The organism is Vibrio eleionomae, from assembly GCF_009874545.1.
Classification (GTDB): Bacteria; Pseudomonadota; Gammaproteobacteria; order Enterobacterales; family Vibrionaceae; genus Vibrio; species Vibrio nitrifigilis.
The window spans coordinates 36,375-56,978 of the sequence record NZ_WEKT01000010.1; the positions used below are offsets into that span (position 1 = coordinate 36,375).

At 42.0% G+C, this 20,604-nt stretch carries 20 protein-coding genes; 12 read left to right on the forward strand and 8 right to left on the reverse strand.

What is annotated here, in order from left to right:
- The first annotated feature begins 38 nt into the window (after positions 1-38).
- From F9817_RS07870 to F9817_RS07885, 4 genes are all read left to right on the forward strand, one after another.
- Complete coding sequence (locus tag F9817_RS07870) at positions 39-632, forward strand: TetR/AcrR family transcriptional regulator (RefSeq protein WP_161154416.1); 594 nt, start codon at positions 39-41, stop codon at positions 630-632.
- Between the two features lie 70 nt (positions 633-702).
- Complete coding sequence (locus F9817_RS07875) at positions 703-1,725, forward strand: NADP-dependent oxidoreductase (RefSeq protein WP_161154417.1); 1,023 nt, start codon at positions 703-705, stop codon at positions 1,723-1,725.
- A 24-nt stretch (positions 1,726-1,749) separates the two neighbouring features.
- Positions 1,750-2,379 (forward strand): glutathione S-transferase family protein, encoded by a 630-nt coding sequence (locus F9817_RS07880; RefSeq protein ID WP_161154418.1) that lies wholly within the window; start codon positions 1,750-1,752, stop codon positions 2,377-2,379.
- Between the two features lie 132 nt (positions 2,380-2,511).
- Positions 2,512-3,180, forward strand: a complete 669-nt coding sequence (locus F9817_RS07885) for an HAD family hydrolase (protein WP_161154419.1) — start codon at positions 2,512-2,514, stop codon at positions 3,178-3,180.
- Positions 3,181-3,184: 4 nt separating this feature from the next.
- Here the strand turns inward: F9817_RS07885 and F9817_RS07890 are convergent, their stop codons facing one another.
- The gene (locus F9817_RS07890; protein ID WP_161154420.1) at positions 3,185-3,922 is read right to left on the reverse strand and encodes a UTRA domain-containing protein; all 738 of its coding nucleotides are present in this window, start codon (positions 3,920-3,922) and stop codon (positions 3,185-3,187) included.
- Between the two features lie 216 nt (positions 3,923-4,138).
- Between F9817_RS07890 and F9817_RS07895 the strand changes: the two genes are divergently transcribed.
- The 6 genes from F9817_RS07895 to F9817_RS07920 are packed head-to-tail and all read left to right on the forward strand — an operon-like array spanning position 4,139 to position 9,354.
- On the forward strand, positions 4,139-5,188 hold the full coding sequence (locus F9817_RS07895) for an ABC transporter substrate-binding protein (protein ID WP_161154421.1): 1,050 nt from the start codon (positions 4,139-4,141) through the stop codon (positions 5,186-5,188).
- A gap of 14 nt (positions 5,189-5,202) precedes the next feature.
- Positions 5,203-6,009 (forward strand): alkaline phosphatase family protein, encoded by an 807-nt coding sequence (locus F9817_RS07900; protein ID WP_161154422.1) that lies wholly within the window; start codon positions 5,203-5,205, stop codon positions 6,007-6,009.
- On the forward strand, positions 6,006-6,899 hold the full coding sequence (locus F9817_RS07905) for an ABC transporter permease (RefSeq protein WP_161154423.1): 894 nt from the start codon (positions 6,006-6,008) through the stop codon (positions 6,897-6,899). Before F9817_RS07900 ends, F9817_RS07905 begins: the two co-directional genes overlap by 4 nt.
- Entirely contained in the window at positions 6,886-7,668 is a 783-nt protein-coding gene (locus F9817_RS07910) for an ABC transporter permease (RefSeq protein WP_161154424.1), read from the forward strand. Before F9817_RS07905 ends, F9817_RS07910 begins: the two co-directional genes overlap by 14 nt.
- The gene (locus F9817_RS07915) at positions 7,665-8,684 is read left to right on the forward strand and encodes an ABC transporter ATP-binding protein (protein WP_161154425.1); all 1,020 of its coding nucleotides are present in this window, start codon (positions 7,665-7,667) and stop codon (positions 8,682-8,684) included. Before F9817_RS07910 ends, F9817_RS07915 begins: the two co-directional genes overlap by 4 nt.
- Before the next feature lies 1 nt (position 8,685).
- On the forward strand, positions 8,686-9,354 hold the full coding sequence (locus F9817_RS07920; protein WP_161154426.1) for an HAD family hydrolase: 669 nt from the start codon (positions 8,686-8,688) through the stop codon (positions 9,352-9,354).
- A 15-nt stretch (positions 9,355-9,369) separates the two neighbouring features.
- Here F9817_RS07920 and F9817_RS07925 read toward each other — a convergent pair whose 3' ends face one another.
- The 3 genes from F9817_RS07925 to pncB form a co-directional block, all read right to left on the reverse strand.
- Positions 9,370-10,506: an amidohydrolase gene (locus F9817_RS07925; protein WP_161154427.1), complete on the reverse strand. Its 1,137-nt coding sequence runs from the start codon at positions 10,504-10,506 to the stop codon at positions 9,370-9,372.
- Positions 10,507-10,673: 167 nt separating this feature from the next.
- Positions 10,674-11,711 (reverse strand): oxidoreductase, encoded by a 1,038-nt coding sequence (locus F9817_RS07930; protein ID WP_161154428.1) that lies wholly within the window; start codon positions 11,709-11,711, stop codon positions 10,674-10,676.
- A gap of 286 nt (positions 11,712-11,997) precedes the next feature.
- Positions 11,998-13,305 carry a nicotinate phosphoribosyltransferase gene (gene pncB, locus F9817_RS07935; RefSeq protein WP_161154429.1) on the reverse strand — a complete coding sequence of 436 codons (1,308 nt, stop codon included), beginning with the start codon at positions 13,303-13,305 and terminating at the stop codon, positions 11,998-12,000.
- Between the two features lie 293 nt (positions 13,306-13,598).
- Between pncB and F9817_RS07940 the strand changes: the two genes are divergently transcribed.
- A complete protein-coding gene (locus F9817_RS07940; protein WP_161154430.1) occupies positions 13,599-14,315 on the forward strand; it encodes an NUDIX hydrolase in 717 nt (238 codons plus the stop codon).
- A 153-nt stretch (positions 14,316-14,468) separates the two neighbouring features.
- Positions 14,469-15,770 carry a hypothetical protein gene (locus F9817_RS07945; RefSeq protein WP_161154431.1) on the forward strand — a complete coding sequence of 434 codons (1,302 nt, stop codon included), beginning with the start codon at positions 14,469-14,471 and terminating at the stop codon, positions 15,768-15,770.
- Positions 15,771-15,805: 35 nt separating this feature from the next.
- On the opposite strand, the gene fecE is transcribed toward F9817_RS07945, so the two are convergent.
- The 4 genes from fecE to F9817_RS07965 are packed head-to-tail and all read right to left on the reverse strand — an operon-like array spanning position 15,806 to position 19,445.
- Positions 15,806-16,576, reverse strand: coding sequence for a Fe(3+) dicitrate ABC transporter ATP-binding protein FecE (gene fecE / locus F9817_RS07950; RefSeq protein WP_161154479.1), 771 nt, complete (start codon positions 16,574-16,576; stop codon positions 15,806-15,808).
- Between the two features lie 3 nt (positions 16,577-16,579).
- Complete coding sequence (fecD, locus tag F9817_RS07955; protein ID WP_161154432.1) at positions 16,580-17,542, reverse strand: Fe(3+) dicitrate ABC transporter permease subunit FecD; 963 nt, start codon at positions 17,540-17,542, stop codon at positions 16,580-16,582.
- On the reverse strand, positions 17,539-18,540 hold the full coding sequence (locus F9817_RS07960) for an iron chelate uptake ABC transporter family permease subunit (RefSeq protein WP_161154433.1): 1,002 nt from the start codon (positions 18,538-18,540) through the stop codon (positions 17,539-17,541). Before F9817_RS07960 ends, fecD begins: the two co-directional genes overlap by 4 nt.
- A complete protein-coding gene (locus F9817_RS07965; RefSeq protein WP_161154434.1) occupies positions 18,540-19,445 on the reverse strand; it encodes a Fe(3+) dicitrate ABC transporter substrate-binding protein in 906 nt (301 codons plus the stop codon). The genes F9817_RS07960 and F9817_RS07965 overlap by 1 nt, the downstream gene beginning before the upstream one ends.
- Between the last annotated feature and the right edge of the window lie 1,159 nt (positions 19,446-20,604).

The window sequence follows — 20,604 nt, forward strand, 5'->3', positions numbered from 1 at the left end:
ACTAGACGACTGGTCTAATCGCTGTTATAGTAGCGCCCATGAACAGTAAAACCCTAGATACAAAACAACATATTATTTCAACCGGATACCAACTAGTCAGCAAAAAAGGCTTTACTGGCGTGGGGTTATCTGAATTACTAAAAACTGCTGAAGTGCCAAAGGGCTCGTTTTATCACTACTTTGATTCAAAAGAACAATTTGGTGAAGCTTTGCTGCAAGACTATTTTGAACAATACTTACAATCAGTAGCAAGTTTGTTTAACTCAGCACCAGGGAATTACTACCAAAACTTAATGCGCTATTGGCACTACTGGGTTGAACACAATAGTGTCAGTGCTCAAAGCAACAAATGTTTAGTGGTTAAACTGGCTGGAGAAGTCAGTGATCTATCAGAAAGCATGCGCTTAGTATTACTTAAGGGAACCAATCGAGTAATCACGCAATTATCAGACTATATAAAGCAAGGGGTTGAAGCAAAAGAGCTGCATGTCAGCAATTGTTCTGTAACCGCTGAATATTTATATGAGTTCTGGATTGGAGCCAGCTTAATCGCAAAAATCCGTCAGGATGATGCAAGCTTAAATCAAGCATTAGAAGTGACCGAACAGATATTAAAAGGTCAAAATTATTAATTGAATCCGCTTAATTGAAAGCGGATTTTTTGCCACCAACAACTAGACGACCGGTCTAATAAGGTTCTTTATGACAGTTCTAAACAACCAACGTATCGTTCTAGCATCTCGCCCAACAGGTGCTCCAACTAAAGAAAATTTTCGTTTAGAGAGCATATCCGTGCCGTCCGTGCAAAACGGTGAGGTATTACTAAAAACCATCTATTTATCACTCGACCCATATATGCGTGGGCGTATGAGTGAATCAGAATCCTACGCAGCTAACTTAGCCATTAATGATGTCATGGTAGGCGGTACGGTTAGCCAGGTTATTGAATCACGCCACCCAGACTATCAAACTGGAGAATGGGTTTTAGGTTATACCGGTTGGCAAAGTTACGCTATTTCGAACGGAGAAGGCTTACTCAAACTCGGTTCCAATCCGACTCATCCTTCATGGGCACTTGGAGTGCTTGGTATGCCCGGCTTCACTGCGTATATGGGACTCTTAGATATTGGTACCCCTCAACCGGGAGAAACCATTGTTGTTGCGGCGGCAACAGGGCCAGTAGGCGCGACTGTTGGTCAGATAGGTAAAATCAAAGGCTGTCGTGTCGTTGGGATTGCTGGTGGCGCAGAAAAATGCCAATACGCAAAAGACCAACTAGGATTCGACGATTGTATTGATCATAAAGCAGATGATTTTGCAGAAAAGCTCGCGAAAGCTTGCGATAAAGGCATTGACGTTTATTTTGAAAATGTTGGTGGCAAGGTGTTTGATGCCGTATTACCACTAATCAACACAGGAGCTCGCATACCTCTCTGTGGCTTAGTATCTCAATACAACGCTACATCACTTCCTGAAGGGCCAGACCGTATGGGCCAATTGATGGTAAAACTACTCATCAAACGCGCAAAAGTTCAGGGCTTTATCATCTTTGATGATTATGGACACCGTTACCCAGAATTTGCTGAACAAATGACACAGTGGGTTAACGATGGCAAAGTTAAATATAAGGAGCAAATCGTGGACGGATTAGCCAATGCTCCCGAAGCCTTTATCGGCCTATTAGAAGGCAAAAATTTTGGCAAGCTGGTAGTGAAAATAAGCTAACCAACAAAAATTAAGGATTAAACCATGATTACATTACACCACTTAAATAAATCACGCTCTAAGCGCATCATTTGGTTACTCGAAGAACTTGGTGTTGATTATCAGATCAAAGCTTATCAGCGTGATAGTAAAACCCAACTAGCACCTCAAGAATTAAAAGAGATCCATCCTCTGGGTAAATCGCCGGTTATCGATGAAGATGGTTTTGTCTTAGCAGAATCAGGTGCCATTATAGAATACCTAGCAGGTCGATTTGCCGAAAATACCTTGGTACCAGAAAAAGGCACGCAAGATTATGCTCTATATCTACAATGGTTACATTTTGCTGAAAGCTCAGCCATGGTTCCAACATTACTAAAAATCTTCTTAGCATTAGAACCTAACGACACTCAGTTTCTTGATCATTACGCTCAAGTAGAGTTAGAAAAAGTAATGGGCTATTTAAATCAAGAATTAGCCAACAAAGCGTACTTGGTCGGAAATAAACTTAGCGGTGCAGATATCATCATGTCTTTTATTCCCGAAGTTCTGCAACAACTTGGCGCCCTACAAAATTATCCGAACTTACAGCGCTACTATGCAACCTTGAGTGAAAATCCCCATTTCCAAAAAGCTAATAAGCTCGAAGCCCAGTACGATACCCAATCAGCATAAGGCCACTAAATTCAATCCACACCTGCCTTTATGCCTCAACACCAAACCTTCGGGTTTGGTGTTTCATTTTATTCCCAATCAAAGCCAAGATGTGTGACAATAGAGATCACATTTTTTAAATTGAAGGACACTATGACTTTTCAAGCTGCGATTTTCGATATGGATGGACTATTACTCGATACAGAGCGAGTATGTATGAATGTTTTCCAACAAGCCTGCCAAGCCATTGATGTGCCTTTTTTAAAAGACATATACCTAAATATTATTGGCCGTAATGCGGCTGGTATTGAACAAACACTACGGACAGGTTATGGACCAGACCTCGATTATCCGGTTTTACACGAAGCATGGCGTTCTCGTTACGATGCCGTGGTAACCCAACAAGCAATACCGGTAAAAGAAGGGGTTATCGAACTACTCAGTTGGTTGAAAGAGAATAATATTCCTACCGCAGTCGCGACCTCTACGCGCAGGGAAATCGCGGAAATTAAATTACGCCTAGCCGGTTTAGATAAATATTTTGATTCCACATCAACAGGTTGTGAAGTCACAAATGGTAAGCCAGATCCGGAAATTTATCTGCTTGCTGCAAGCCGTTTAGATATTCCAGCAGAACAATGTCTCGCATTTGAAGATTCCAATAATGGTGTTAGAGCAGCCGTTGCAGCGCAGATGATCACCTACCAAATACCAGATCTCGTTGAGCCATCCGCTGACATTATTGAACTAGGCCATCACATTCGACCTTCTCTTAAGACGGTATTAGCAGAATTGAAACAGCAAGCACTGATTTCTGCATAATATTTTAGCGAGGAGGGAGGATTATCTTCTCTCCTTGGCTATCTATACAGATCATCACTGAATCAGGTCTCCAATACTCAAACTCGCAATCGATCAATTGTCCGTTCTGATTATAATTGACTCGGCAGATTTTCAATACCGGTTGTCCCGCCGCTAAGTTCAATGCCCGAGCTGCATGAGTAGGAGCTGCCGTCGGTATTACCTCAAACCGAGACCGTAACGTTTCAAACCCATAATGAATTTGATAAAGCTCTGTCAGTGATGCAGACAAATCTTGGGTTAGAATGTTAGGAAAGAATGCTTCAATCAGGCAGTTTTCAACAAACAACACTGCCCTTCCATCAATTAAACGAACTCTTTCAATAACATGTACCGGTGTAAATGAACTGACTTCTAACGCTTTAGCAATGTCGCCACTAGCCATCTCTGAGCGCACTGTAATCACTTTTGTTTTTGCGACTCGAGATTGCTCACGAACCATTTTATGAAAGTGACTGCGGGATAAAGGGTTGTAGCGTAGGCGTTCGGGCGAAACGTACCATCCTCTCCTCTCTTCTCGATAGATTAATCCTTCCGTTTCCAATCCTATGAGTGCATCTTTTAAGGTAATACGAGTCGTTGAAAACAGCTCGGTCATTTCTCTTTCTGAAGGAAGTTTTTGTCCCGGTATCATTACCTCGGAGGTAATTTGCTCACGGATAATGTCTTTAATTTTAATTGGCGTTCCCGCAGATTCCGTCATATTTTTTGGCCTAGTCCATTAAGATAAATCAATCATATAAGAAATTAATAATTAAATTATGAATTTATTGGAACATTTATATGAAACTCGGACATTGATTAAAAAGTAGCCTAAATATGTTAATTTTTGCTTAATAAAAACGCACTAATCCTGTCACATTCCATCTATAGTGTAAAAAAGGAACAATCTGAACTAGTCCAGAGGAAGGCGACTATTATGAAATACTCTTTTTTTACCGCAGGTTTGTTAGCTATTGGCTTAACATCAAGTGCTTACGCACAAGACACTCTTCAACCTTTGGTTAAGAAAGCTCAAGCAGAAGGCACTGTAAATAGTGTTGGTATGCCAGATACTTGGGCTAACTGGAAAGATACTTGGCAAGACTTAAATACCAAGTATGGATTGCAACACCAAGATACTGATATGAGCTCAGCGCAAGAGATTGCGAAGTTTGCAGCAGAAAAGAAAAATGCCACCGCGGATATTGGCGATGTAGGTTTTGCCTTTGCGAGTGTTGCTGTAAAAAAAGGGGTAGTTCAACCTTATAAACCAACAACTTGGGATGATATTCCGACTTGGGCAAAAGATAAAAAGGGCTATTGGGCATTAGGTTATACCGGAACGATTGCGTTTATTTCCAATAATAACTTAGTCAAACAGGCGCCAACATCTTGGAACGATATTTTAAAAGGTCATTATAAAGTGGCCGTTGGGGATGTGGGTACTGCAGCACAATCCAATAATGCGATTTTGGCAGCAGCCATGGCTTTTGGAGGAAGTGAAAAAAATCTGAAACCCGGCTTAGAATTCTTTGCCAAATTAGCGAAAGAAGGCCGCTTATCGCTTGCTGAACCTTCTGTTTCAAATTTAGAAAAAGGGGAAATTGAAGTCGCAATAATGTGGGATTTCAATGCGCTTAACTATCGAGATCAAATTGATCACAATCGCTTTAGTGTTCATATTCCCAAAGAGGGCTCGATCATTTCGGGCTATGCGACTCTTATCAATAAATACGCTAAACATCCTAACGCAGCAAAACTTGCTCGCGAATATATCTTTAGTGATGCAGGCCAAATTAACCTCGCTAAAGGCTATGCACGCCCTATCCGCTCTAGCGTAACTCTTCCTGAATCAGTGCAAGCAAAATTGCTACCTGACGCTGAATATAAAAATGTACATCCAATTAAAGACTTTGCTGCTTGGGAAAAATCCGCTCGCAAGTTGTCTCGCCAATGGCAATCTCAAGTCATGATGTACCAACAGTAGCAAGGAGCATCGTCATGCAAAATAAGGTTATCCTTGTTATTCTTGACGGCCTTAATTACCACGTAGCCCATGATTGTATGGGCTACTTACAAGGCTTGATTGAACAAAAACGTGCAGCGCTTTATCAGCTGCAATCTGAGCTACCTTCTCTATCTAGACCGCTTTACGAGTGTTTACTCACGGGAGTCACTCCAACTCAAAGCGGAATTGTGAGTAATAATGTCATACGTCTTTCCCATTACGACTCGATTTTTAGTCTTGCAAAACAACAGAATCGCGTCACCGCCGCTGCGGCATATCACTGGGTTAGTGAATTATATAATCGTGCGCCTTACGATGCAGTGCGCGATCGTGTTACTCATGATGAATCTCTAAATATCCAGCATGGCTGCTTTTATCACTGGGATCATTATCCTGATGAAGCGTTAATTCTTGATGGCGATTACTTACGTCGCCAATACCAACCTGATTTTTTACTGTTCCATCCAATGAATATCGATGATATGGGACACAAGTTTGGCTTAGATAGTAGTGAGTACCGCAATACCGCTCGACACATTGATGTCATTCTTTCGCACTTTATCGATAACTGGCTTGAAGATGGTTATCAGATATTAATTACGAGCGACCATGGTATGAATAATGACAAAAGTCATGGGGGGATTTTAGAGTGTGAACGAGCTGTCCCGCTGTTTGTTATCGGTGAGCAATTTAGTCAGCATGATGCTCCCATTAAACAAACCGAGATCTGCGGTCTCGTCTGCCAGCTATTAGGATTGGAACATGAAAAACCCTATCCTCAGGGAGTATTAACCTCATGAAATCAATCGTCCTCACTCAACAAAATATGAAAACAAAGCGCACCTTCAGTGCGCTTTCCCGCGTAAAAAAATTGAGACCACTGGCGTGCCTATCTCCTTTTGCCGTGTTCTTTTATTTATTTCAAATAGCGCCTCTTATTTGGGTTTTGGTCAATAGTTTTAAGGTTGATGACGAGTGGTCTTTAGATAACTATCAAGAGATCATCGACTCGCCCTTCATACAACAAGGCTTTACTCATAGCTTATGGATCTCGTGGTGGTCAAGCATCGCTGGCCTGGCTATCGCGGCTTTGCTGGTCAGTTCATTACGTAGAGTGGGTGGACGGTTAAGAAATGCTATCGTGTCTTTTACAAACATGAGCAGTAACTTTGCAGGCGTTCCACTGGCCTTCGCTTTTATCATTATTCTTGGTTCAAACGGTGCCGTGACACTACTGATGAGAAATTGGCTAGGCATCGAAACATTCAATTTATATAGTCAATGGGGATTGCTCATTCTCTATATCTATTTTCAAATACCTTTAGCAGCTCTGCTACTTTATCCTGCCTTTGATGCGTTAGAAGATGACTGGCAATCCGCCTCTGCCCTACTTGGTGCTAATCATTGGCAATACTGGACTCGAATTGCACTTCCAGTGTTAACTCCCGCATTACTCGGTACATTTATTATCTTAATTGCGAATGCAATGGGTGCTTACGCCAGTGTTTACGCTCTCACTGGAGGTAACTACAACATGATTACCATACGTATAGCGAGTTTGGTTGCTGGTGACCTGTTCTTAGAACCTAATTTGGCCGCAGCGATTTCAGTCGTATTGATCGTCGTACTCGCCATCATTACCGGAATCAACCAATGGTTAATCGCAAGGAGTTACCATGCAAAACAGTAACCCTATTTTTCACCGTATCGTGGTGTACACCATTGTCGGGCTATTATTAATTCCGATTATCGCCACACTGGCTTATTCCTTATCCACCCATTGGGGAGCAACCATATTACCTGAAGGATTTACTCTTAGCTGGTATCGTGAATTACTCACTACACCACGCTTTCTGGCCGCATTTGGACGCTCTCTATTTATCTGTATCAGCGCTCTAATACTCAGTTGCGTATTAATTTTACCTGCGATTTTTGTGATTTTTTACTACTTTCCAAAACTCGATAGGCTAATGAATCTACTAATATTATTGCCATTTGCGGTACCACCTGTCGTATCCTCTGTTGGCATGTTACAAATTTACGCGGATAGCTCTGTGTCCTTAATTGGTACACCTTGGATATTGATTGGCACCTATTTCACGATTGCCTTACCATTTATGTATCGTGCAATCGCCAACGCATTCACTGCTATCAACTTACGCGACTTGATGGATGCGGCTCATCTACTCGGAGCAAGCACTCCCCGAGCTTTTTTCTTAATCGTGTTACCCAACCTTAAAAAAGGGTTGATGGCATCGCTATTTTTAGCTTTCTCATTCTTATTAGGTGAATTTGTCTTTGCCAACATGTTAGTGGGCACTCGCTTTGAAACATTACAGATCTATCTCTACAGCGTACGCGCAGAAAGCGGTCACTACACCTCTGCGTTAGTGATGACTTACTTCATTTTTATCTTTTTATCGACATGGCTAGCAAGCCGCTTGGGGTCTAAATCATGAGTTATGTAACGGTTCAACAACTGACCAAACGCTTTGGCGATAACACAGTCTTCGATCATATTCAGTTCGATATTGAACAAGGTGAATTCATCACGTTATTAGGTCCAAGTGGTTGTGGTAAATCAACGTTATTACGCAGCCTAGCTGGGCTGCATTCTGTAGACGGTGGGCAAGTCATCGTCAACGGCGTCGACATCACTCATCAAGCGCCGCAAAAGCGTGGGATCGGTATGGTGTTTCAATCTTACGCCTTATTCCCCAATATGACAGTTGAACAAAACATCGCCTTTGGGCTAAAAATGCAAAAAATGCCATTAGCTGAAAGAACTAAGCAAATCAGTAAAGTTATTGAGTTAGTTGAACTGCAAGGCAAAGAAAAACAGTATCCGGCCCAATTATCTGGTGGACAACGTCAGCGCGTCGCATTAGCTCGTGCACTCATCGTAAAACCTAATATTTTACTTCTAGATGAACCCTTATCGGCTCTTGATGCGAAAATCAGACGTCATTTACGTAATCAGATTCGCCGAATCCAACAAGAGTTGAATCTCACGACCGTGTTTGTGACTCACGATCAAGAAGAAGCCATGACACTTTCTGACCGTATTTTTTTAATGGACAGTGGCAAAATTATCCAACAAGGCAGACCTGAAGAGATCTATAACCAACCTGCTAATGAGTTCGTCGCCGGTTTTATGGGTAATTACAATGTGATTGATGCCCCTTTAGCCAACCGCCTTTTTTCTATTGATACCGACTCCAAAGTTGCTGTACGCCCTGAATCTATCTATATCAAGGAGCAAGGGAGAAATTACGGAACGCATATTTCTGCACCTCAGACAGCAAAAGTACTCGATCATCAACTCTTGGGGAATGTTATTCGTTACCGAGTCGCGTTGGAACAGTGCGAATTAACGGTCGATTTATTAAACCGATCTTCAAAACGATTGTTTCCCGAAGGAACATCATTAGAATTACTTTTTGACCTTAACGAAATCCAACCTGTGCGAGCGTAGTATGTCTCAAGCTTTGTATATTTTTGACATGGATGACACATTAATTGACGGTGATACATCCATGTTATGGAACCAATTTTTAGTGGAAAAAGGGATTGCAACAGACCCAAACTTCTTGAAAAAAGATAGAGAGCTCATGGCTCTCTATGCTGATGGCAAACTCGATATGGAAGAGTATCTCGAATATACATTGGCACCCATTCTGACGCTTTCCACAAGCGTCGTGAACAAACTCGTGCAAGAATATATTGATACTAAAGTGATGGACAGGGTATTTCCTCAAGCCAAGACCCTGTTAGATAATCTAAAATGCAGTCAAACCCCAGTAGTTATCATTTCAGCCACTGTGAGTTTTATTGTTCAAGCAGTTGCCCAACGTTTGGGGATTTCCGAAGCACTCGGTATTGATATGCAAATCAAAGAAGATAAATACACGTCGCAAATAGAAGGCATTCCCACCTACCGTGAAGGAAAGGTACAACGTCTGGCTCAATGGCTAGATGGTAGCGATGTTACCTTCGATGAAACACACTTTTTTACCGATTCCATCAATGACTTACCACTGTGCCAACATAGTGATTACGCTTACTTAATCAACCCAGATCGCCACTTAGAAAAATGGGCTGAGACACCAAACTGGACAACACTGCATTGGACAAGAGCACAATAGACGTCACGCCGACGTTTATTCGTCAAGTCCATTAATCTGACGAACTAATTGTGCAAAAATATCGCGTCCCACAGGGATAAGACTGTCAGGAAAGTCGTAGTGCTCATTATGTAATTGTGGGCACTCTTCACCGCTTCCCAATACAAACATGGCACCATTTTCCGCGACGTTGGTAAATTGGCCAAAATCTTCCGACCAACGCATGGGCTGCTCCAATTCATGGCAAGGGATATCCAGTGATTGGCAGGCATCTTTTACTTGTTGGAATCCTTCAGGAGAGTTAATACTGGCTTGAAAAGCATCCTGATAATCAATTGCCCACTGGAGTCCATACCGTTCTGCGACTTCACGAGCAAAGTACGTGGCTGTATCTTGTAGGAAATACATCCCTTCATTGGTTTCACTACGCAAGGTCGCCATAACAACCGCATCACCAGGAGCGGTACCAAAAGCAATCTCACCTAATCGAGCATGAATAATAGTTACCCACGTTTTTTCGTCTGTTTTAGTCGGTAACTTTCCTAGACCTTGCAACAGTTCAGCCATAGCCAACGCCGGGCTAATACCATCTTCAGGATGTGCTGCATGCGTAGGTTTACCTCGCAAGTGGATTATGATTCCTTTTGATGCGCAATTGAATGGCCCAGACTTAACCGCCACTTCACCAAGCCTCAGACCAGGGTAGTTATGTAAGGCGAAAACATAATCAGGTGCAAGCGCTAAAAACTTAGGATCCTGAGAGACAGCAACAGCCCCTAGCCCCGTTTCCTCTGCTGGTTGAAAAAGCAATATAACCTTACCCTTGATTGGTTTATGCTGTGACATAAACTCACCTAGAGCGCTTACGATGCTCATATGCCCATCATGGCCACATAAATGCGCTATGCCATCATATTGAGACCGGTAGTCCACATCACTTTGTTCAACAATAGGTAATGCATCAAGCTCACAACGAATCAATGTTGTTGGGCCCATCTCTTGACCATAAAAAACATAAGCGAAACCTGTTTCAGCAATGCCTTCAACAAGTTCATCGAAACCAAATGACTTAAAGTAAGATTTAATAAAATTCCCAGTTTCTTTTTCTTGCAGCGCTAACTCTGGGGTTTGATGTAATGTTTGACGAAACTCAGTCCAGTTGAGCTCTTTCATGGATTTGTCCCTATCTCCATATCCTGTAGAGTCAGTGTACTAAAAATACACCGATTTGTGCGCTACTCGCCAACTCTTTAGTGTGAAAAACCTGCTAGTTAACTTGTATTTACAGTGTAAAGAACGAAACCATACTGGGATGTATGGCTTCATTTTTAGCAGTCCGACTACAACGTGATAGAACGACCTGTTTGGCTACTTTCCATTGCCGCTTCAATGATACGAATAGTATTGAGTGATTCTTGGGCGGGAACCGGATTAGCAGTACCAGTTCGAATGGCATCTGCCAGTGCCATAAAATAGTGCTCATAGCCACCGACTTGTGAAATGACCTCTTCTGCTTTGGTATCTTCATGGTAAATCACGCCGTGATTATCAGGACTTTCAACGGCCCACCCTTTATCAGTTGGTGTCATTCCTGAAATCAGTTGAGGCTCTTGAGGATCAAGTCCAAACTTCAAGAACTTACCTTTAGTTCCTAACGCCTTATAGCGGACATTCGGCTCAGGACTGTATAAGTTACCATGGAGCTGAACTAACCGTTCTTTGTAATGAAGTATCACATTAAAGAAATCCACGGTTTCACATCCAGGCCGCATATTTAAACACTGCGCAGTCACAGAAGAAGGCTGACCAAATAAAACGACAGCTTGATCGATCAGATGTGCCCCTAAATCAAATAATATCCCACCGCCATCTTGAGCCTGTTCACGCCAACGTTGACGCACATCGGGACGAAAACGATCAAAATGAGAATCGAGGAATTTAACCTCACCGATTTGCCCATCTTCAACCACTTTTTTCAGGGTTAAAAAGTCACTGTCCCAACGTCGATTTTGAAAAACACTAAGCACTCGTTGTTTTTCTTCAGCAAGGTGGATTAAAGATTCACCATCAGTAACTCGAGTCACAAACGGTTTTTCGATAATGACATGTTTATCATTCTCTAAAGCAAGTTTAGCCAAAGAGTAATGCACATCATTAGGTGCTGTAATAATCACTAGCTCAGCGTTGCTTTCTTGGATAAGTTGTTCAGCACTTGAAAAATAGGTCGCTTGTGGCCAATCGGCAAGCACTTGCTCCTTTTTGCTAGAACTGATCGCAGCAAGCTCAAATTGCTCCAATGTGTTAATAAAAGGCAAATGGAAAGTTTGCGCAGAAAAACCATAGCCAACAACGGCAACTTTGATCGGGTCGTAATCCATAACATTTTCCTTATGTAGTTCATAGAGATATTGATTAAAACAGCAATGAATATGAGTGATAGGTTACAGTTATAAATGAAATATTTATACCGTTATTTACAATAACGAAACACTAGCTTGATTAATGAGAGTCGCTTCGTAAATTTGCTGATTGAGCGTCCCCATAAGCAATACGGACAACCCCTTTAAGTTCAACCCCCAAAGTGTTAGTTCAATGAGAATAAAAGAAAAGCCCTTGTTAGTCATCTAACAAGGGCTTAAAGAAAGAGTGTTCAACCGTTATAAACTAAGCTGCAGCGATATACTGACGTTTGGTCCGCTTTTGACGTTTTAGCTCAGCAATTAAATCATCGACATCAACATCAATGTTAAAACGACGCTTTAAGTTAGCGAGAAATATCGGATCTTCACACATCGCTTTTTCAGGTTCATCACTGATTTTAGCCACTGGACGACCGTTACATTCTGTCAATTTAACCACAATGGAAAGCGGCTTATAAGCCTCACCCTTGGTATTTGTCCAACCACCAAGGTCATTAGTTAAGAACGTACCAATCCCGAATGAAATTCTCACTCGACCAGCAAAATATTCACACAGTTCCAACGCTTCATCAAAGTTTAACCCGTCAGAGAAGATAAATACTTTCGACATAGGATCGATGCCCAACCCTTCAAGGTGTTCAATCATGCGATCCCCCCAAACGAATGGGTTGCCTGAGTCATGACGAATACCGTCATAAGCTTTTGCTAAATGAACATTAAAATCTTCGAGGAAAGCATCGATGGTTAATGTATCTGTTGGTGCTATCGCTAACTGGCCATCAAATGCTCGTAACCATTGTTCTAGGGCGATTTTCTGTGAATCTTTCACATTCACCAGAGCTTGATGTCCCATAAACCATTCATGGGCAATTGTACCAATTGGCTTTAAATTAAACTCACGAGCAAAATGGTAGTTACTGGTACCAAGTAGCAACTCAGGAATCTCTCTTTTTAGATATTCCATCACATCACGTTGAACTTGACCGGAGAAACGGCGACGAGTTCCCATTTCTGTTAATGAGAAATTAGTAATCCCACGGCGTTTAATCTCGGCTTTCAACGCCTGGATTTTACCGTCTAAAATATCCATTGGTAGTGTCTCTGGCACTTCAGACCAACGGCGACGACTCCGTACCTCAGATAAAATAGACATTACGATAGTTTCATAAAGAATCGTATCACGCCAAGATCCTTCAATACCTATACGCAACTGCTCTTTACCATCATGCTTGATCACCCCAAAGTGAACCTGGCGATCAGGTTGAAAATGGAAATAACGTAATGATTGAAGGAAAGCGGGCTTCAAATGTGGCGAGCTTTGCTCCAGATACACAATATCAGCATCAGAAAAACGTAGTGATGCTAACTGGCGAATTTCAGTGCGGACTTCTTCAAGAAGATCACTGACATCTTCATCACTGCGCACAATCAGTTCATAACGTACTTGTACGTCAGGATAAAGAGAGTGGATAGCCTGCATCATCGTAATTTTGTACGCATCCAAATCTAGCAAGCTACGAATAATGTGTGGAGAAAACAGGCGAGAGTTCATTATGCCGTCCTTCATTTCACTTTCATCACGTTAGTAACATTATGTTGCTAACCTTTTGTGCGACAATAAGCGAGTTTGCGAGGTTTGTCAACTTATGTGACAAACCTATTTAGCACAAATGTACTCCCATGTTCCATTTTTGTTACATACAAATCAAATTATCGCAATAAGTTACCTAATGAACCGAGGCAATCTTTAAATTGTAAAAATTAGTTTGTCACATTCTGTTATTTACAATTGACCAAAACTTAACGCATGCCTAGAATGGTGCCATCAATAATTAGGAATACTTTATGATTGTCTCGATTGATTTAGTCTGTTTACGTCTCACTCCTAAGGGTATTCAGGTTCTGCTGGTAAAACGACAAAACCCTACACGTCCTGATTGCGGGAAATGGGCCATCCCAGGAGGATTAGTTTACGATGAAGACTGGTCAACGAAGGGCGGAGACCCCGCAGATGACGATTTCGATTCAGCGCGACGCCGCATTTGTCGTCAAAAAATTCATACTTATCCTAACTTTATAAGTGATCCCATCGTAAATGGTAATCCAAAGCGCGACCCTGATGGTTGGAGTGTCAGTATTTCTCATTATGCGTTATTAAACCCTTCCAATGTCGAGCAAATTGATAACTCCGGCATGGACAAAGATCGCGCCGATTGGTTTGATTTAGAAGACCTACTTAAAGGCGAAATGAACTTAGCTTTTGACCACAGCTCTCAAATTAAACATGCTTGGAGTAAACTTCGAGCGGCGGTCGAATATACATCCGTGGTGTTATTCTCTCTGGAAACAGAATTTTTGGTGGCGGATATTATTGATGCTTATGCCAAGTTTGGTGTTGATGTAAACCGTATGACAGTTAAGCGCCGTCTAATTGATACAGGGGTTATCGTTAGTGCTAACAAGCTCGCCTCTTCAAGTAAAGGCCGCGGCGGGAAGCCAGCAACGGTATATCGGTTACCAAGTAAAGAAGTCACTTATTTTCAAACCTGTTTACGCGGCTAGTTCACGGCTAGCCAATAGGTTTTAGCGTTAACAAATTGTGACAAATCGATTTTATTGGGTAGATTATCGCCAAATTTCATGTGATACTAATCACATTACCTACATGCTAACTTCTCGCTTAGCATGACCTTTACTCAATAATTCGACGATACCATGAATCCCAAAATAGCCGCGCTATGTGGTTGGCTAATGATTGTCAGCCTGGTTTTATCATTAAGTTCTGAACTGCTGAACCTATTGCCTTCCTACTGGGCTGGTGTCCCTATTTGGATAAGCTCCCTCTTCTTTTTCCCTTACGTTAAACCGACACAAAAAAAACAAATTATCATCTTGGTCATCTTCGGGATGTTCGGTTTACTGTATGGAACCATGCATCATCTTGATGCTCGTTATTTCATTCGTACTCTGGAAGCCAACCAAACGGTAGTCACCATGCTTATTGGCGTTGGTTTTTTGCGTATTTTTGCTGCCGATAACGTCCAAACAAAAGAAGCTCTCCCTAAGGGAGGACATTCTCTAACAAAAACACTGTTCGGTGTTCATCTCTTTGGCGCAGTGTTGAATATGTCATCTGTCGTCATTGTGGGTGATAAATTAGCCATGCAACGTCCACTCTCACCAACTCAAGGTTTAACTCTTTTACGCGGCTTTGCGATTTGTGCGTTCTGGTCCCCTTTTTTTGCTGCGATGGGCATGACATTAACGAGCGCTCCTGGCTCACATCTAAGTACACTGATCGTTTATGGTATTCCGGTCAGTATTATCGCTTTACTGTTAAGTGCTTGGGAAATTCGTAATCAACCTGATGCGGAGCAATGTTTGGGATACCCCATCGGAGTCCAATCACTGTGGATGCCTTGCCTGCTCGCAATCATTGTTATCGTTGAACACAACATTTGGCCTAATGCTAGTGTGCTATCTCTGGTTGCGCTGACATCGGTCACCTTTATTGCTTTATGGCTATTTATTAAAAAAGGCAAACAAAGGCCAAAAATCGCTAAACGCCATATTGAAGTCGGCGTTGCGAGCTCTGCAGGTGAAGTGGTACTCTTCGCCGCCGCTGCAATGCTGGCATCTGGTGTCGCATCGATTCTTACTTCATTAAATATTCAACTCGCACCAGACCACTTTGGAGCTGTAGCCGCCATCATCACGCTTTTGGTACTCGTTGTGCTTGCAATGACAGGTATGCACCCGGTGACCAGTGTTGTTTTAGCTGGCAGTATTCTTGCGCCTTCCGTCACCGATCCTAACTTACTCGGCCTAACACTTTTGATGGGTTGGTCTTTAGGAATTACGTTCTCATCATTTTCTGGGGTACAACTCAGTATTCAATCTCGCTATGATTTACAAGCGAAGACACTGCTACGATTAAATTGGCGTTATGTATTAATCATGTTCATTGTGTGTGCGGCAACGCTGTGGCTTTATGCGTTCCAGCATCCTTATTTATAGATGGATACTTTAATCCGCCAAGATGGCGGATTTTTTTAGTCTCTAACGACACACATCGGAGTCCCGGCAATCGGGTCTCGGTGAATCTCAGCATCAAGTTCAAATACCGATTGCAGCAATTCTGCAGTCAATATTTTTTCTGGCTCTCCTTGAGTCACCACCTGCCCATCCTTCATCACGATTAAATAGTCACAGTAACGACATGCCTGATTAATATCGTGCAAAACGGTAATCAACGTCTTACCTTGCTGATTTAATCGACGCATCAATTTCATTAATTCTACTTGGTGATTAAGGTCTAGATAGGTTGTCGGTTCATCTAATAAGATGTAATCCGTATCTTGTGCCAAAGTCATAGCAAGCCACACTCGTTGGCGTTGACCACCGGAAAGATCCGTAATCAGTGTATCAGCAAGCTCAGTAACCCCGGTTGCTTGCATCGCCTGCTCAACCATTGTTTTGTCATCTGTCGCAAGCTGCCCCCAAAAGCCAGTATATGGGCTGCGTCCATAACCGACGACATTGCGTACTGTGACGCCTTCGGGTGGCTCTTGAGCTTGAGGTAATAATGCTAATTGTTGAGCGAGTTCTCGTGAAGATACTGAGTGAATCTCTTGGCCATTCCAAAAAACAGTGCCTGATTCAGGTTCTAATATTCGCGCTAGTCCTTTTAATAAGGTGGATTTACCGCAACCATTAGGCCCCAAAAGAGCCACAATTTTTTGTTCAGGAATAGTAATATTGACGCCCTTAACTATGGATTGCTTGCCATAACCAAGATGTAAATCTTTCGTTGTTAAGTTCATCATTTATCTCATTTTAACTAATAGATATAAAAAATAAGGCGCCCCAATAATGGCGGTCATAATGCCGGCGGGAAGCTCAATCGGCGGATGAATAATTCTCGCAACCAGATCCGCAACTAATAGCAGTAATGCTCCGACTAACATCGCAGCGGGTAATAATATCTGATGGCGTCCGCCGACGAGTTGACGCGCCAAATGAGGAGCAACCAATCCAAGAAAACTGAGTGGACCACATACCGCGACACAAGCCGATGTCCATAACACTGCAATCAATAATGCACCGCCTCTTACCGCATACACCGAAACGCCCAAGCTACTTGCTCGTTCATCACCAAGTGTCAATAAATTCAGTTGCTGACTCAACCACAGTACCGCTGGGAGTAATACCAGCCATGGTAGAATCATCCAGCATTGTTCCCAGCTACGTCCCCATAAGCTACCGGTTAGCCAAAGTAGCGCATTATTGATTTCTAACGGGTTCGTTAACATCAGAAAATCAATTGCACTACCAAATAGCGCAGAAAGTGCAACGCCCGTAATCGCCAATTTCACCGGTTGAGTATGTTTACCACATACCATAGCCAGAATAATTGCAGCCAATATACCTCCAGCTAAAGCAGCTGCTGGCAACCAATAGACAGAAACACCCGGTAGTAAGGTCATCAACACAACAGCAGCTAACCCAGCACCATGACTAACACCAAGAATGTCTGGAGAAGCAAGCGGGTTACGAATAACACCTTGAATTAATACCCCAGCACTTGCCAACATTGCGCCAACAAATATGGCAATAAAAATTCGCGGTAAACGGTATTCATGTACAGTGAAATATTGCTCGCCGCCTTTATTTAAACCATGGAAAACTTGTGACAATGATAAATCTATCGCCCCTAAACACAGGTTCAATACCGCCATCACAACAACAAGTCCAAGCAATACTATCATCACTCTAAGAGGGTGTTTCATCGGCTTTTCCTCACTAGATAGATGAATATTGGCGCTCCAATCAGCGCTAATACTGCGCCCGCTGGGGTTTCGGTTGGGAAAATTACAGCTCGACTAACAATATCGGCTAACACCGTAAGAATCGCACCAAGCAACATAGTAACTGGAATCAAACGACGGTAATCGTAGCCCACAAGCAGACGACCTAAATGAGGTACAATCAACCCAACGAAAGACAGCGCACCGACGGTACTGACACTGATACCGACGAGCAATAGTACTGTACAAGCAATGATAAAACGTAAAGCAGTTAAATTAACGCCTAGGCTTTTAACTCGCTCATCTCCCATTGCAAGCAAATTAATTTTTGGTGCTAATAATAGGCTAACAATCAGAGCAACCGACAACCCAGGCCAACTCCATGACCAATTCTGCCATTGCACATTAGCGAAAGAACCCGCCAACCAGGCCATGACACTCACTGCCTGATCTTCTACCAAAATAACACTCGCTTTAGTCAAAGCGCCGCATAACGCTGATATAGCGATACCTGCCAACACTAATTGGCCTCGCTCGGTCCCTGCGCGCCAAGCTCCGCCGAGTATCATTACCAATATCCATGCAAATAATCCCCCCAGCACAGCAGCCACTGGCGAGGTGATCGAAGAATTAAGAGAAAAAACAGTAGTGACTAGGGCCATCCCCAAAGCGGCCCCCGCATTAACACCAAATAAACTTGGCGAAGCTAACGGATTACGAGTCAAACCTTGCATTAACGCCCCAGCGGTGGATAAACAAGCTCCGACGAGCATGGCTTCTAGTACTCGCGGTAGACGGACGTCTTGCACAATAATATGAGCAACAACACTAGGTTTAGGTTGCCAGATACCAAACCAAGCGTCTGAGGGAGAGATAGGCACAGCAGAATAAGCAAATAAACCTATCCACATAACTAGGATTAAAAACAAAACGAGCGTGGATACCACGCTCGTATAAAACCAGTGATGATTCTTTAGCATTAAGCTTTAACCAACTTCAATAAATCTTGGGCCATGTATTCTGCCGCGAGAATACCACGACAACGAGCCCACATGTTACCATCTACATGGTAGATATGATGACCTTGAACGGCTTTTAACACATGCCAAAGAGATTGCTTCTGCCATTTTTTAGTAATGTTATCTTTTACATAATCACCAACGACTAGGTAATCTGGATTTAACCCCAGTAGCTGCTCTAGACTGATTAAACGCGACGCTTGTTCATTATTTAAACCAGCAGGAGACGTTAAACCGAGAGAGGCAATCACGCCACCATCGTATGAGTCTGACGAGTGAGCATAAAAACCATTTTCACGTGCAACACCAAATTGGATGGTTTTACCTTTTAAAGCAACTAACTGTTTAGCGTAACCCTTCATACGCTTTTGGTGTAGCGCTAAACGAGCCTGCATTTCCTTATCTTTACCAATGACTTTACCAATAATAGCTGCCGATTTTAAATTATCTTGATACGTTTCACGACGTGATGGCAATAACAATGTTGGTGCAATCTTAGACAGTTCTTTAAATACGGCTGAATGACGATCAGCGTCAGCAATAATAAGATCAGGCTTTAGAGAAGCGATAACTTCTAGACTCGGCTGGGAACGAGTACCAACAGATTTCCATTGGCCAAGTTGCTTACGTACAGCAGGCAACAAACGATTAGGGTCATTATCATCCGCAATACCTACCGGGCTAACCCCAACAGAGACTAAAGCATCGACAAACGAAAATTCCAACGCGACGACACGCTTAGGGGTGTGATTGATTGTAAATTGCCCATGGCTATCTGTTACTGTCACAGCATAAGAAGGGACACAAAGACCTAAACTAAATATCACTACCAAAGCACCACGTGCTATCTGAGAAAACCACTTCATGTTATTACCTACTCAATATAAAAATGCCTACGAGTCATACGGACTCTATTACAAAGCAATGAATGTGTTGATGAAAAAGGCACCTTATTGACGCTTTACAAATCTAACACGCTAGCATTGATAATTATTTCTATTTACATCTAATAGATCAATACAAAATCTTCTTGTTTCTCGTTAAATTTATTAATAAATAAAAATCCTACATTAGTGATTAATTATGTAATATGAAAAACACAAGATGGTCACGATAATATGTGACTTTAATTTCCACTGATTGACTTACAAATACTCTAAATTTTTGTTCAAACCACATCTAACACTCAATGCTTCATTCCCTCACACTTTGTGTATACATAACAAAAATAATGCAATAAAAATGTAACTCTTTTCTTTTGTCAAAATTGACTCACTTTGGTGCAGCAGACTATAAAGCATTAACCTTATGTTTTAACGTCATTTTTAGAATAAAAACTCTAATGCGAGTACAGCTAAAAATATAAAAATAAAAATTTTTATAAATTTTAGGACGTGAGCCAGATCACAGTGCTAAGGTGTATTCATCGATTGGCGGAATCAATCGTCATTATCTGATGCAATTTGAATACCTAAACCACAGATTGGTTAAGATGCATGCGACTTAAACATGAGGACTAACCAGCGAAACTTGAATCGCTACTCAAGTTAAGTCGTTTAGTCAGGTATTCAAACCACCATAGATGAATAGATAAACTCAAATGGCCTCAAGATGCTGGATTCAGAGCAAATACCTTCTCATTGAAACAACATCCTAAAGTGGCTTGAGTATATGAACGAGCATAGTGCCGTCACTTGCTGTGATTGTCTCAGTAAGTGAAGCAACAGATTACAGAGCCTCTGAGTCAGAGTCGCTTTGCGTATCTCAAATCGCAACAGTTAATGTGCTGTAGCGATAATAAGACCTTGGTTGCAACAATCAAGATTGTTAAGAAATGGACCTCAACATTATCTCAACGGATTAGTAAACAATCTCATTTAAAGGCGTTAGTTACTGTATACCGCTTTTATTCAGGCGGCCATTCTCCGTGAGATACCTCTCTGTTTATCGAAAATACTCAACAAGAAATTCAATATTATTGAACTAATAAAATTTAGATGGTCTTTAATGTACTTATCTCTTATT